At 32.4% G+C, this 14,861-nt stretch carries 14 protein-coding genes and 1 riboswitch; of the genes, 4 read left to right on the forward strand and 10 right to left on the reverse strand.

Annotation, left to right across the window (positions count from 1 at the left end; translation table 11 throughout):
* Positions 1–104 precede the first annotated feature (104 nt).
* The 6 genes from cobS to C1I91_RS26125 form a co-directional block, all read right to left on the reverse strand.
* Positions 105–842 (reverse strand): adenosylcobinamide-GDP ribazoletransferase, encoded by a 738-nt coding sequence (gene cobS, locus C1I91_RS26100; RefSeq protein WP_128215546.1) that lies wholly within the window; start codon positions 840–842, stop codon positions 105–107.
* Position 843: 1 nt separating this feature from the next.
* On the reverse strand, positions 844–1,392 hold the full coding sequence (gene cobU, locus C1I91_RS26105; protein ID WP_128215547.1) for a bifunctional adenosylcobinamide kinase/adenosylcobinamide-phosphate guanylyltransferase: 549 nt from the start codon (positions 1,390–1,392) through the stop codon (positions 844–846).
* The gene (gene cobT, locus C1I91_RS26110; RefSeq protein ID WP_128215548.1) at positions 1,389–2,465 is read right to left on the reverse strand and encodes a nicotinate-nucleotide--dimethylbenzimidazole phosphoribosyltransferase; all 1,077 of its coding nucleotides are present in this window, start codon (positions 2,463–2,465) and stop codon (positions 1,389–1,391) included. Before cobT ends, cobU begins: the two co-directional genes overlap by 4 nt.
* A 393-nt stretch (positions 2,466–2,858) precedes the next feature.
* Positions 2,859–3,142: riboswitch (cobalamin riboswitch) on the reverse strand.
* A gap of 34 nt (positions 3,143–3,176) precedes the next feature.
* Positions 3,177–3,593 (reverse strand): hypothetical protein, encoded by a 417-nt coding sequence (locus tag C1I91_RS26115; protein WP_128215549.1) that lies wholly within the window; start codon positions 3,591–3,593, stop codon positions 3,177–3,179.
* 109 nt (positions 3,594–3,702) lie between these two features.
* Complete coding sequence (locus C1I91_RS26120; protein ID WP_128215550.1) at positions 3,703–4,551, reverse strand: GNAT family N-acetyltransferase; 849 nt, start codon at positions 4,549–4,551, stop codon at positions 3,703–3,705.
* 446 nt (positions 4,552–4,997) lie between these two features.
* Complete coding sequence (locus C1I91_RS26125; RefSeq protein ID WP_128215551.1) at positions 4,998–5,795, reverse strand: Cof-type HAD-IIB family hydrolase; 798 nt, start codon at positions 5,793–5,795, stop codon at positions 4,998–5,000.
* 451 nt (positions 5,796–6,246) lie between these two features.
* Here C1I91_RS26125 and C1I91_RS26130 point away from each other — a divergent pair, with 451 nt between their 5' ends.
* Positions 6,247–6,636 carry a VOC family protein gene (locus tag C1I91_RS26130; RefSeq protein WP_128215552.1) on the forward strand — a complete coding sequence of 130 codons (390 nt, stop codon included), beginning with the start codon at positions 6,247–6,249 and terminating at the stop codon, positions 6,634–6,636.
* Between the two features lie 52 nt (positions 6,637–6,688).
* Here the strand turns inward: C1I91_RS26130 and C1I91_RS26135 are convergent, their stop codons facing one another.
* The gene (locus tag C1I91_RS26135) at positions 6,689–8,467 is read right to left on the reverse strand and encodes a M3 family oligoendopeptidase (RefSeq protein ID WP_128215553.1); all 1,779 of its coding nucleotides are present in this window, start codon (positions 8,465–8,467) and stop codon (positions 6,689–6,691) included.
* A gap of 301 nt (positions 8,468–8,768) precedes the next feature.
* On the opposite strand from C1I91_RS26135, the gene C1I91_RS26140 reads away from it, so the two are divergent.
* The 3 genes from C1I91_RS26140 to C1I91_RS26150 are packed head-to-tail and all read left to right on the forward strand — an operon-like array spanning position 8,769 to position 10,677.
* A complete protein-coding gene (locus C1I91_RS26140) occupies positions 8,769–9,146 on the forward strand; it encodes a GntR family transcriptional regulator (protein ID WP_128215554.1) in 378 nt (125 codons plus the stop codon).
* 17 nt (positions 9,147–9,163) lie between these two features.
* Positions 9,164–10,027, forward strand: a complete 864-nt coding sequence (locus C1I91_RS26145) for an ABC transporter ATP-binding protein (protein ID WP_128215555.1) — start codon at positions 9,164–9,166, stop codon at positions 10,025–10,027.
* Positions 10,024–10,677: an ABC-2 transporter permease gene (locus C1I91_RS26150; protein WP_128215556.1), complete on the forward strand. Its 654-nt coding sequence runs from the start codon at positions 10,024–10,026 to the stop codon at positions 10,675–10,677. The genes C1I91_RS26145 and C1I91_RS26150 overlap by 4 nt, the downstream gene beginning before the upstream one ends.
* Positions 10,678–10,918: 241 nt before the next feature.
* Here C1I91_RS26150 and C1I91_RS26155 read toward each other — a convergent pair whose 3' ends face one another.
* From C1I91_RS26155 to ltrA, 3 genes are all read right to left on the reverse strand, one after another.
* The gene (locus C1I91_RS26155; protein ID WP_128215557.1) at positions 10,919–11,584 is read right to left on the reverse strand and encodes an HAD family hydrolase; all 666 of its coding nucleotides are present in this window, start codon (positions 11,582–11,584) and stop codon (positions 10,919–10,921) included.
* Between the two features lie 153 nt (positions 11,585–11,737).
* Positions 11,738–12,952, reverse strand: a complete 1,215-nt coding sequence (gene ilvA, locus C1I91_RS26160) for a threonine ammonia-lyase (protein WP_128215558.1) — start codon at positions 12,950–12,952, stop codon at positions 11,738–11,740.
* A 353-nt stretch (positions 12,953–13,305) separates the two neighbouring features.
* The gene (ltrA, locus tag C1I91_RS26165; protein WP_205694228.1) at positions 13,306–14,715 is read right to left on the reverse strand and encodes a group II intron reverse transcriptase/maturase; all 1,410 of its coding nucleotides are present in this window, start codon (positions 14,713–14,715) and stop codon (positions 13,306–13,308) included.
* Positions 14,716–14,861: the final 146 nt, after the last annotated feature.

Consider the following 14,861-nt stretch of genomic DNA (forward strand, 5'->3'; position numbering starts at 1 on the left):
TAACTCATATCAGTGGCTTTAATTTGTGGCTCTGATAAAGTTCCCTGCTTAATATAGCCTAGTTTTTTATCTCCTATAAAGCTTTATATTTATAAACTTCTGCTTTACCTAAGCAAATTGAAAACTATTAAAGCAATAACTTCATTTAACTCAATACTTGCCCCCAAAATATCTCCTGTCACTCCATCTAGTCTTTTTTCAATGTAGGTTCTAAAAATCAGTGTAAAGATTACTCCTACAATTATAACTATTAGGCCATTAAGCCTAGCAGCTAAAAGAGTTACACCTATTCCTATAAACAAAGCTAAAAATAAGGTTGTTTTAGAAATCTTTCCTATGAATAAGTCTCCCAATCCTTCCTTTTCTCTTGCATACCTTCTTTTGTACATAAGAAGTGTAGCAAGAGATCTACTTATAACTGGAGATACTAGAAGGGCGGTATAGATGTTTATATTTGGCATATCTTGTAGTGCTGAAAATCTTAGGAGTATGATAATTATTAATGCTAAAACTCCGAAGGTTCCTACTCTACTATCCTTCATTATCTCCAGTACTCTTTCCTTATTTCTTCCGGAAAAAATGCCATCTGCCGTGTCGCTTACGCCATCTAGATGAAGGCCTCCAGTTATTATAATATGAGATAATATAGTAAAAACACTTGGAAGTACTCCATGAAAAAAAGTGCTGGTTCCAAGATATATAAGCATATCTAAAGCACCTACTATAACACCTACAATTGGAAAATACCTTACTGCATCAGCAAAATCTTCTCTTTTTACTTCTAAACTCAAGTTTATTGGTATCCTAGTCATAAACTGTATGATCAAAATAAGCTTTTTCAATTTATTCCCCCTTAATCCTTACAGGTAAACCCGAAACCACCAAATAAACCTCATCCGCTGCTTTTGCTATTCTTTGATTTACTCTTCCTGCTATGTCTCTGAACTCTCTAGACAACTTATTTTCTGGAACTATGCCGCTTCCTACTTCATTAGTAACTATAACAACCTTGCATCCTGTATTTTTAAGTACCTTTATAAGCTCATCAACTTGGCACATTATATTATCTTCAAGCAATCCATAGTCATTTTCTTTATCTTCGTTAAAACTCTCTAGTAATATATTCGAAATCATTATAGTTATACAATCTACGATTATTCCATCATACTCTTGATAAATTATATTACTAAATTCACCTTTAAAGTTCTTATAAGCTTCTAAGGTATCCCAATAATCAGGTCTTTGATTCTTATGTTTTTTTACCCGTTCCTTCATCTCTTCATCAAAGGGTATTGAGGTTGCTATATACAAAACTTTACGAAGATCCTTTAGCAGCGACTCCCCAAAGGAAGACTTGCCACTTCTTGCGCCTCCAGTTACTAATGTAATCATGATTTATTCTCCCATAATCCTTTATAATTTTCTAAATCCACATTACCTTCCTCAAAGGTAGCCATTTCATTCATTACCCTTGTAGCTGCCTCTATTATGTTAAAGGCTATAGGGCATCCAGATCCTTCACCTAGTCTCATACCTAAATCTAAAATAGGTTCTAACCCTAACTGCTCCATAATCAAGCTATAACCTTTTTCTAAGGATATATGAGAAGGAAACATAAACTCTTTGGATAAAGGCTCTATCCTATAAGCCAAAAGAGCTGCAATGGCAGAAATAAAACCATCTATCACCACAGGAAGCCTGCAACTTGCTGCTCCTAAATATACCCCTACAAGGCCAGCTATATCAAAGCCTCCAACTTTATGAAGTACTTCTATAGGGTCCTCAGCCTTAGGTTTATTAACCTCTAGAATCTGATTAATAACCAAAAACTTCTTTTTCATCCCCTCATCTGTAAGCCCAGCACCTCTACCAACAGCTTTATCTATAGAGCATCCAGTCAAGGACATAAGTACTGAGGAACTAGAAGTAGTATTGCCGATGCCCATCTCTCCAGTTCCTATAAGCTTATAGCCTTCCTTCTTAAGCTTATAAACTAAATCAAAACCAATCTTAATTGCTTTAACCGCTTCTTCTCTAGTCATAGCTTCGCCTTTAGCTATGTTTGAGGTACCTTTCCTTATCTTACAGTTTATTAAGGATTTATGAGTTATATCCTCCTTTATACCTATGTCTACAACCTTTAGATCGCAACTATTGTGTCTTGCTAGAACTCCAACTCCGGTTATCCCCTTTAGAAAATTAATTGTTTGAGTTGCAGTAACTATCTGTGGAGCAGATGCTACCCCTTCTTCGCAAACACCATTGTCTGAACACATTATGACAATAGCCTTCTTATCTACATAATTGTTCAAGGCTCCAGTTATTCCAGCTAATCTTATAGCCATATCTTCAAGCTTTCCAAGACTTCCTACAGGCTTTACTAAGTTATCTGCTCTTCTTTTTGCTTCAAGCATTTTATCTGTATATAGTGGTTTTATATTTTCCATAAAGTATAATTCTTTCATCTTGCCTCTATCCCCCAATAATATTTAATAATAGGCATTAACTTTTAACTATATGCTTTCTTGCGCATCTGCCTTTCCGAATATATTATGAAGAAAATCTGGCAGGCGAATAAGATTTATTCTTCTGTTAACCCTAAGCCTTAATAATGCTAGTTCCATCTAAGAAAAGGTCTTATAACCTCCTAAACAGTAAAAAATTAGAGGACCTCCCTAAGGAGGCCCTCTTACAATAAACACTATAATTACTGTATGTATAAACAATTGTTATATAAAAATATTCCTCTAAGGTTTCTTTTAGCTTAGAGCAACGCATTTCCATAAAACAGATAACTCCATTATGTTAAAGAGTACACCGTAAAATAGCTTATATCTTAGTAATTTTTCCACCCCGGAAAATTAACTTTTCTTATGGCAGGTTTTCTGGCTTTGAATCATCCTACTTTCTGCTCCTTCCCAAGTTATGCAAAAAAACTCTCATTCCCTAAAACTATGCTATAAAATGCTTTTTATGAAAGCTTTTAAAGCTAGAACTAGCGAAACAGTAAAGCATAAACTCAGTGGATCTAATGCAGATTTTGTCATCATCACAGTAACGGGGGCTGCAAAGGTCTTTCACCTTTTTCCCTTTTACCTTCTAGTGTATATCAATAGAAGCACCTATAAGAACTTATTAAATTGTCACCTAAATTATAGTATTCGTCTATTACATAGTCAAGACTTTAGCTTTTGTTTTGCTTTACCTTTTTTTGAATGTTGCTTTATGAGATATGATACTATTCTTATTATTACGTAAATTATAAATATATACAAAAAGCCCCATACACCTGCTACTATATCTGCAAACTCCATATTCCCACGTTTTGTTATCTTTTGCTCTATCTCTATACCAAACACTATAACCAAAAGTACTGTAAATGTGTATATAAAGGATATAGCTGTTATACTATACTTGGCAAGCTTCCTAAATGCTATTTGAGTCACTGCAAAAATAAGCATTCCAGCTATACCTATTATTATGAAGTGAAGTTGCTTGTCTGTAAAGCTGTATCCTGATTGCTGAGCACTTTGTATAATAGCATCATGTATGTCATTTACTGCTTTCATAAATGCTTTTATCAATGGTACCATAAATATCCCTCCTCATCCCTTAATTTATATATTATACATAATATCTTAAAGCTTCAACTATTAATTAAGTTCCTATATCGAAACTTAATTAATAGTTGAGTTAGGAACTCTATAAAACCTTGTACATCTCGTATTGTGATAAGGCAACTTTCTTAAAACCATTCTTAGCTAAAAAACCGAAAGCACTGCTATTATTGGCAAAGTTAGTTGTAATCATATTTAAAGCCAATTCTTTTACAGCATAAGTAGTCATAGAAGATCCTACTCCTTTATACCTGAATTCCTTATCTACATAGATAAAACCTAACTTACCTGATTGATTTATACTCATTCCACCTATTAGTTTGCCTTCAAAAAAAGCTCCATAATAACAGTAATCTTCAGATAGACTTACGGATTCAAAACTATTTTGCCAATTCATATGACCATCATATCTACTACAGACATCCTTATACTGCTCTGCTGATATACTCTTTAAAGCTATTTTTTTATTATGATACCTTTTTAAGTTCCCTAAATTGTCATTAGAGTAGTAAGATATATCATACACTTTACAGTAACCCATCTTTTCATAAAAAGCTATAGCTCTTTCATTTCCAACTATCACTTCTAAGAACAGTTGACTGCAGCCTTTATTCTGAGCAGTTTCTTGGTGAAGTTGGAACAACCTTTTACTTATCCAGCCTCCTCTATACTCCGGATGTATAGCTAACCCACCACATCTTAAGGTTTTTACCCCTTCGTAATCCTTTATTCCTCCTAACATAAGGCCAATAGGTTTTGTGCCATCATATACAACAAAAGAATCTTCCTTTGAATTTCCTTCTGCTCCGAAGAACTTTTTCTCAAATTCACACTTAGTTATATTAAATTTGATAATATAGTCCGAAAATCCATCTTCAAATGCTTTGAATACATCATCAATACTTACCTCTAAACAACTCCTATACTTTATCATATAATCCTCCCCTAAGCATATATAAATTCAAAGTCCTTTTTTACCCTTTAACTCTAGTTATATTTCCTAAATAATCTCATCAGGTAGTATAGCTCTCTTCTACCCCTTGCCCATAATAATTACTGATCCAAATATAATTTTTTCATAATTATCATACTAAATTTGAGATTGTTGTTATAATATTACTATAATATTGCTATTTTTTACAAGTAATAGATACTATTTTAAAATTTTATTAATATGTAATTATTACCACATAACTTCAATTTACCTATTATTGCTTAGAATTTTAGGTTATTGTAAGTTTCACTTTTTCTATGTCTAAATTTGATAAACTATTACTTTTTCTATAATTAAATTTTCATATTAATAATCCAGAGAATTAATAAAGGTACAATAAAGGACTTATTATAAGTCTTTTATTGTACCTTATATAGAAGTATAATCTAAGCATCTTTTTTGAGAACTTCTCTTTCAATCACATCAATTACACCATTGTCATCATTACTTTTAGCTATGAATCTTCCATACTTTTTTAATTCTTCTGGAGCATTAATCATAACATAACTATGATAAGCATTTTGAAGCATTTGAACATCATTGAAATAATCTCCAAATACCATTGTTTCTTCATGGGTTATATTAAACTTCTCCTGAAGGAAATTGATAGCAACTCCTTTATTAACATCTTTTCTTCCTAAGTCTAGCCAATTTTGACCTGAAACTGCTAGTTGAAGTTCTTTTCCCCACTTTTCATTGAGTATCTTATAGGAATTTTCTGCTGAGCCTTTAAAATCATATACTGCTATTTTTAAAATATCATCTTCAACAGACTCTAAATCATCCAACTTCATCATCTTATGATAATATTTTTCTACTTCCTTATTGAATAAAGTATTTTCAGACTCTATATAAGCACACTTCTTTCCACAAACAACAACATGGCAGTGATCTATCTCCCTTACATCCTTCACTATCTCCATTGCAATATCTCTAGATAAAGTCTTTGAAAATAACTCTTCGCCATTATGAACCACAAAGGAACCATTCTCCGCTGCAAATAACATCTTGTCCTTAGCTTTTTTAAAATTATTTTCCAAAGTATAGTATTGTCTTCCACTAGCAGCTACAAATAATACTCCTTTATCTGCTAACTCATCTAAAGTATCAAAAAAACCTTCTGGAAGTTCCCCCTTGCTATTAAGTAATGTTCCATCCATATCTGTTGCGATTAATTTTATCATCAAACAACCTCCATATATAAATTAATATCAATTTATATCAATTAACTTTTGTTTAATATTCAAAGTAAATGTACTTGTACATCTTACATATTTAATAATTGCTTTTTACAAGTACAGTTTATCATATATATAATCATAAATCCAATTTGCTACATAAAAGCTTCTTCTACTTCCAAAAAGACTTTATCAATGGAAGTCAAAAGCATTACTTGTCAATTTTAAATAACTTTTAGATTAGATAACATCAATCTATCTGACGACTGAGCACTTAATTTCAATAATATAATTTAACAAGCGTAAAATTATATTGGTATATGTAAGCTAAGTATATGATACAATATTGTTAAAGAATTCAATATGAAACATATTACTATATACCAAAGGTGTTATAAAACACAGAGTTAAAATATTTAAAATATAGCTTGAATAAATTAAAAGAAAGGTTGATTCAATGAGAATAGCACACTTAGCATTATGGACTAGAGACTTAGAAAGGGCAAAAGACTTTTATGTAAAATACTTTAATGCAACCTATAACGAGAAGTATTATAACGAGAAAACAAGATTCAGCTCTTATTTTCTATCCTTTGATGATGGAACTAAGTTAGAAATAATGGAGAAACCAACCATACTCTCAATAAATGTTTCCAAAAGTTATGAGTGCTTCGGTTATGCTCATATAGCATTCTCAGTAGGCAGCAAAGAAAAAGTAGATGAACTCACTAACAGATTAGTTAAGGATGGCTACACTCTTATAAGCGGTCCAAGAACCACCGGAGATGGATATTATGAAAGTTGCATACTAGATGCAGAGGAAAATAGAATAGAAATAACTATATAAAATAGAGGTATAGTAGTGTGCATTGATTATCACACTGCTATACCTCCTTATATTATCTTTCTTCGCTAAGTTCTATAAACTTTTCTATGTCCTCTTCAACTATCTTTAGTGAGCTTCTCCAGAAGTCTACTGAATGTATATCTATTCCCATAACCTTAGTAACATCAGCTATACTCCTGTCTCCTGTTACTGCAAGCAGATTGTCATAGGCTTCTACGAACTTTTCGCCTCTCTTCAAATATTCAGCATAAAGTCCTTTGGCAAATAGTAGTCCAAAGGCATAAGGGAAGTTGTAGAAATTATATGAAGCATCATAATAGTGTGGTTTGCATGCCCACATATAAGGATGTAGATATTCTGGATCTAATCCATCGCCGTAAGAGTCTTTTTGAGCTTGTAGCATTATTTCCTTTAGATCTTCAGCACTTAAAGCACTTTCTTCTCTTCTTCTAAATAACTCACTCTCAAATAAAAATCTTGAATATATATCAACAATTACTTGAGTACAGTCTCCAATCTCTGTTTCCAATATTGAGAAGGCTTCCTCTTTTGTTGCAGTTTTTACAGCAGCCTTCTTTATTATAGTTTCACAGAAGGTAGATGCTGTTTCCGCTATAGGCATAGGATAGTCAGAGTTTAACGGGCTTTTATCTCTTACACAATAATCATGGTATCCGTGACCAAGCTCGTGAGCTAAAGTAACTACATCGCTAAAAGCTCCTCCATAATTTAATAAGAATCTGCTTTCTTTTATAAAATGAAGTCCTGAACAGAACGCTCCTCCAACCTTACCTTCCTTTGGCATAACATCGATCCAATTTCTATCAAAAGCCATTTTAGCAAAGTCTGCAAGCTTATCGCTAAAAGTTCTGAAGTTATCTTCAACAAACTTTTGCCCTTTTTCATATGGAAACTCCATATTTACATCTCCCATAGGTGCAAAAAGTTCATAAAATGGCAAGCCATTTTTATAGCCTAAAAGCTCAGCTTTCTTTCTTAGATACTTTCTAAAAGAAGGTAAACTTTCTTTCATAGCAGTAAGCATTGCTTCCAAAGATTCTTTATCCATTCTTGATTTTATTAGATTTTCTTCAAGCGGAGACTCATATCCCCTTAGCTTAGCTACTGTAATAACTTCTCCTTTTATTCCATTTAGCGCTGCTGCCACTCCATCTTCTATCTTTTTATAAGAAGCTAATTCTGCCTCATATGCAGCTTTTCTAACCTTAGGATCTTTATCATTTGCCATGTTTCTAACAACAGTAAGAGGCAGTGCCTTCTTTTCTCCATCTATATCTATATCCACTAAAACTGTGGAAGTTAAAAGATCTCTAAGCTTTGACCATGAGTTAGAACCAGTATTACGAAGCTTAGCAATCAAGGCTTCTTCTTTATCACTTAAAATATACTTGCTTCCTTCAGCAATCTCTGTTAGGAAAAATTTATGTTCAGATAAAAGACCTGAAGCATCTATTAATTTATCTATATCCTCAATCTCGCCTATCCACTTCTTTATCTTAGCCTCTGGCTCTGCAAATCCACTTACCTTATTTTGAAAAATATCAGAATACTTTAAGCCTTCTTTATTTTTTGTGTCTACACTTAATGTAAGGTTTATAAAAGAAAATAGTCTTCTTATCAAGTTATCAAGTTCTATAGATGTATTTATAAACTCTTCTAATTTATTTTTTTCATCATAATGAGAAGCACATATCCTCTCAGCCATTTCTTCATATGCCTTAGAAAACTTATCAACTGTTGACAAGTCATTTAGAAAATCCTCTCCCTCAAAAGAACTGTAAATTTCTTTTAAACTCCAGTTTAAACTCATAATAATCCTCCCATTCTCTCTATATAATAAATGTATTATTTCATAGTAATAGTTAATTTACTTAAATAAATTATAGCATTTATTGTATATTAATCTAGGGAATTTTTAATAATAATAAAAATATTTTAACGTTATTCTACATTTTTATCATTAATTTTAGTTATTTTAAATTGTTTTAATAAAAGAATATGCTAGTTATTTCATATAAATTCTAAAATACTAATTGACTAACTGTTTCTTACTGTATATACTGTCTATATACAGTATATATACACTCACTCTTTGCAAAGGAGCTTATTATATGAGGATAATTATCTCAAACACATCTGGAGAACCAATTTATGAACAGATATCTACACAAATAAAAAATCTTATATTCACAGGTGAGCTATCTGAAGGAGATGCTCTTCCCTCCATCAGAAGTCTAGCCCAAGAATTAAAGATTAGCGTAATAACAACAAAAAGAGCTTATGAAGAACTTGAAGGTGATGGATTTATTGAAACCATTCCTAGCAAAGGTTCATACGTATCCAGAAAAAACAAAGAATTAATGAAAGAAAAGCATTTAAAACTTATTGAAGATAAACTAATTGAAGTATTAGAAGAAGCTAATTTACTAAATTTATCTTTAGATGATTTAAAAGATATGCTGCAAATTTTATATGACAGCAATAAATAACACTTTGGAGGATTTATATGAATAATATTTTAGAAATATCAAACCTTTCAAAATCCTATAAGGACTTTTCACTAACTGATTTAAATCTTACACTTGAGCGTGGATATATAATGGGTTTTATCGGTCCTAATGGAGCTGGGAAAAGTACAACTATAAAACTTATAATGAACCTTCTAAGAAAGGATTCTGGAATTATAAAGATATTTGGTTTAGATAACATATCTCACGAAAGAACCGTAAAAGAAAAAATAGGGTTTGTTTATGATGAAAACCACTTTTATGAAGAATTAACTACAGAAGAGATGAAGAATATACTGTGTCGCTTCTATAAATCCTGGGATAATAATAGCTTTAATAAGTATCTGGCTGAATTTTCTATACCTAAAGATAAAAAAATAAAAGCTCTTTCTAAAGGAATGAAAATGAAATATTCCCTTGCCATAGCGCTCTCTCATAATGCTGAGCTTATAATAATGGATGAACCTACTTCAGGATTAGATCCCGTATTCAGAAGTGAAATGCTAGACATCTTACATTCTGTAATTCAAGATGAAAATAAAGCTATATTTTTCTCCACACACATAACTACAGACTTAGAAAAAATAGCTGATTATATTACCTTCATAAACAATGGAAGAATAATATTTTCTAAAGAAAAAGACGAAATATTGGAATCTTATAAAATTGTAAAAGGCGATAAGTCATTATTACACAAGGATAACAGTAACTATTTTATAAATATAAGAGAAAATTCTTTTGGATTTGAAGCCTTAACCAATAACTCCGCTCAAATAACAAAAGTCTTTGGTGATAAAGTGCTTATTGAAAGAGCTTCTCTAGAAGATATAATGGTTTATTCTATAAGGAGTGATAAAAGATGATTAATCTAGTATTTAAAGATTTATTAATACAAAAAAAGTCTATCTATATTGCTATACTATATGGTTTCATTTTCAGCTTTATATTCTCAAGAGGTTCTGCTCCAAACGGAATTTTTATTGCGGTTCCATCAGTTATAGCTTATCTTTTTATTAGCTATGCCTGCGCATATGATGATAAAAGCAGTTCTGACCTAATGTTAAATAGTCTTCCAATCAACAGACGAGATATAGTATATGCTAAGTATTTATCTATAATTGTGTACCTATTGATTAGTATATCTATTTCATTTATATTTACTGCATTAGTTAAATACTCAGGCTTTAGTACACTTAATAGATTGATGACTTTTGAAGATGTCCTAGGTTGCTTTGCTAGTATTATATTTTTAAGTTCAATATATTTCCCTATATACTTCAAATTAGGCTATCTAAAATCCAGATATATCAGCATGTTCCTTATGCTAGGCGCCATATTTATTCCAACTGCCATATTTAACTTACTAGGCAATAATATTGGTGTAGATATTATCAATTATCTAAGCACTTTATCAGAGAATGTATTAAAGCTGATGATTCTATTAGTACTACTTGTCATTTGGTCACTTTCACTTACTATTTCTATGAATATCTACTTAAAAAAAGATTTATAAAGATCTACTTAAATTATACATGTTTCATAATCGTATCATATTAAGACTATGGGGCATGTATAACTTAAGTTTTCCTAATGAAACCCTATAAAACAGATCTTTCAGTTCTATGATTTTTAAACTTACTAGCAATCATTCTAACAGCTAATGGTGCTATTGCTTATGTATGTATTTTTTGAACTGGTATATCTATATTTTTAGATTTAATAGGTACATCTTTAGACTGATTGATAGCCCCAATTTATATTTCTTCAAATAATTCCTTTAAATTGATGACCTCTATTAAGTCAGCTACCTTTGCATAAGCTTTCCTTACGTGTTCTTCTGAAGGCTCAACTAAATCAGGAACTAAGACACATCTTATACAACCTGCTACAGCCGCTTCTAAGCCTCTTACGGAATCTTCAAGAACTATTGCCTTATCAGGTGCAACCTCTAATTTATTGCATGCTGTTAAGAATATTTCTGGATCTGGCTTTCCTTTAGTAACTTCGTCTCCGCAAATGATTTTATCGAACTTATCATAAATTCCAGCAAGTTTAAGTAGCTTTGCTGCTCTATCTCTACTGCTTGAGGTAGCTACTGCTTTTTTAATATTATTTTTCTCTAAGAATTCAAGAATATCTACCAATCCTTTTTTTATCCCTAGCCCCTCTTCTTCTATTATCTTATCTATAAACTTACCATGTTGCATATATATTTCTTCGAAAGGAAACTCCTCGCCGAAGTTCTCTTTAAAATGCTTCGCTATGGAGTTTCTATTCATTCCTATTAGACCTAAAGCAAATTCCATAGAAATATCATAATCGTATAATTTCCCTGCTTCCTTCCATGCTCTTTTAGATACAATCTCAGTATCAAACATTAATCCATCCATATCAAAAATAACTAATTCAATCTTGCTCATAATAACCTCCAACTAAGTATTGTGACTTAATACTGCTAAAACTTTAGTTATTTTAGGTGTCCAACTCCAACTATTAATTTATACATGCCCAATGATCCTCAAAAGCTTGGATTACCGAACATGTATAAATTAAGTTTACGTAAAGGATACCTATTAATAAACTTTAATTATTTTGAATCCATTTTTCTCAAGCTCGTCAGTTATCAACTGAACATGTTCATGTCCATTTGTCTCTACAGTTACCTCCAACTGCACCTTCATAAACGCATCAAAGGTCTTAAACTTATTATGATCTAGTTTAATTATATTGGCATTGACACTGGCTAAAACTTGAGATATTCTTTGTAATTGTCCTGGCTTATCTAGAAGCTCTACAGTAAAGCAGAACTTTCTTCCACGGGATACAAGACCTCTGTCTATCATGGCTGCAATTGTTAAAACGTCTATATTGCCACCACTTATAACGCAAGCTACCTTCTTATCTTTTTCTTTAATTTTTCTCAGTGCTGCTAGTGGAAGAACGCCTGAGGTCTCGCCTATAAGCTTGTGCTTTTCCAAAAGTATTAAAAATGCTTCCATCACCTCTAAATCAGAAACTGTAACTATCTCGTCCACATATTCCTTTATTATTGAAAAAGTTAAATCTCCTGGAGTCTTTACAGCAACTCCGTCAGCTATAGTCTTAACACTCTCAAGAGAGACTACCTTATTCTCCTCTAATGATAACTTAACTGCATTAGCTCCCTCTGGTTCTACCCCTATAATTTTAACATTAGGATTTATAAGCTTAGCAGCTACAGCTATTCCACTTATTAGCCCTCCTCCACCAACTGGAACTATTATACAATCCATACCTTTTATCTCATCAAGTATCTCGATGGCTATGGTGCCTTGTCCCTCTATAACATCTATATCGTTAAAGGGGTGCACAAAGGTATACCCATTCTCTAGCTCTAACCTTTTAGCTTCTTCGTAAGCTTCATCATAGCAATCTCCGTGAAGTACTACATTTGCTCCAAAACTTCTAGTTGCCTCTACCTTTATCAGTGGAGTTGCTTTTGGCATAACTATAGTTGCCTTAACCCCTAGCCTTTGAGCCGCTAGAGCTACCCCCTGAGCATGATTACCTGCTGAAGAAGTTATAAGCCCTTTTTCCTTATCTTCCTTAGTTAGTTTGCTTATCTTATTGTAGGCTCCTCTTATCTTAAATGCTCCTGTTACCTGTAAATTTTCAGGCTTTATATATATTTCATTTCCTGATTCCTTGCTAAAAATATTGCTATAAATAAGTTTAGTATCTTTCAAGACTTCTTTTATTCTTGCACTAGCTTCTAAAAACTGTCCCTTTGTGAACTCATTATGTTCCATATAATACTGCCCCCTACTTTATATCAGAAAATAAGCTCGCTCCAATAATAATTGAAGACGAGCTTTGTCCAACTAGTTTATAAATTATCATATTTATTACATAAATATTCTATCAAATATAGTATATTTTGTGAAGCACTGGGCAAAATAAATACCTATCACTTTAACAAAAACTCTGTTAAAATACCCTGTTGAAATTAAGCGTTCAGTGATCCAATGCTCTGATGAGCCTACACAAATAATTAATTATGATAAAAATTCGGTATGCGAATAATCGAGTAGGAGCTGAATAATTATTTTATTCAGCGTCCTCTCACACCACCGTGCATACCGGTCTGGTACACGGCGGTTCTTTAAGTTGAATGAATTTTAATATATTGACGCGTTAGGCTTTTTAAGCCTAAGTCCGAGAAGAATTTATTTGTAAGAGTTGTGTTTAATATTGCACTATTTGCTACTCGCCAGTATCCTTTGCGGGTATTGGCAAACTTTATAGCTTGGTAGTGTTCAAGTCCCAGCTTCTTAAGGTTTTTATATCTAGTTCTAACTTTCTTCCACTGTTTCCATATACACATTCTTAATCTTTTCCTTATCCAAATATCTAAATGCTCCACTATTCCTTTGCATTTGGCTATTCCATAATAGTTAATCCAACCAATATTAATTTGGTTCAATTTTTCTATTCTTTGTTCCAAAGTTATCGGTTTTGATCTAGATAGGACTTCTCTGATTTTATCTTTGTATCTCTTTAACGATTGCTTTGATATAGATGAGTATGCTTTACCAAACATTAGGTTTAGCGTGAATCCTAGAAACTTTCTCTTCCAAGGTCTATCTACTGCACTTTTATCTCTGTTCACCTTCAATTTGAGTTTGCCTTCAATGAAATTTGTTATATTTGCCATTACTCTTTTCCCAGCTCTCTCACTTTTAACATAGATATTACAGTCGTCCGCGTAGCGACAAAATTTATGACCTCTCATTTCTAACTCTTTATCTAGTTCATCTAGCATTATGTTAGATAATAGTGGACTCAACGGTCCTCCTTGTGGAGTTCCTTCTTCATTTCTGACCACTACACCATTTATCATTATTCCTGACTGAAGATATTTCCTTATTAGGGATAATACTCTCTTATCCTTAATGCTTCTTGATAATTTATGCATTAAGATATCATGGTTAACCTTATCAAAGAATTTCTCTAAGTCCATATCAACAACCCACCTATAGCCATCATTGATATACTGTTCTGCTTTCTTAATTGCATCTTTAGCTCCTCTTTGAGGGCGGAAGCCAAAGCTACTTTCAGAGAATCTTCTATCATAAATACTATTTAATTCTTGAGCAATAGCTTGTTGGATAAGTCTATCCAAAACTGTAGGTATACCTAAGAGCCTAGTTCCACCATTAGGTTTTGGAATTTCTACTCTTCTAACTGGCATTGGTCTATACTCACCATTAAGAATACTTTCTCTAATAGATATCCAGTTTGTTTTCAAAAATTGTTTAAGTTCATAAACTGTCATTCCGTCCACGCCGTGGCTACCTTTATTAGAAATTACTCTTTTAAGAGCCAAGTTCATATTATCCTTGGATAATATCCTTTCTAGTGAGCCATATTCAAATCCACTGATTTTCTCCTTTGGAGTTGCCGAGAATTCTCTATGCACTCTTTGCTTATCTTCGAGTTCCACTCTATCTTGGGCACTAGAGCCTAAATATTTAGTTTTCTGCAATCTTTGAGTATTCTGCGAAACTTTCAAACTTGAAAACCTCCTTAAAGTTCAGTCCTTCATCCGCTATCACGATTAGCGGAGTTACTATGACTTCTGCTGACTTCTGATAGTTCAGTTACATATCGCTATGTAGGTTACCGCTTAGAAATTCATCTTTGTTAGCGATGTATCTA

The sequence above is a fragment of the Clostridium manihotivorum genome (genome assembly GCF_004015185.1).
Lineage (GTDB): Bacteria > Bacillota > Clostridia > Clostridiales > Clostridiaceae > Clostridium_AR > Clostridium_AR manihotivorum.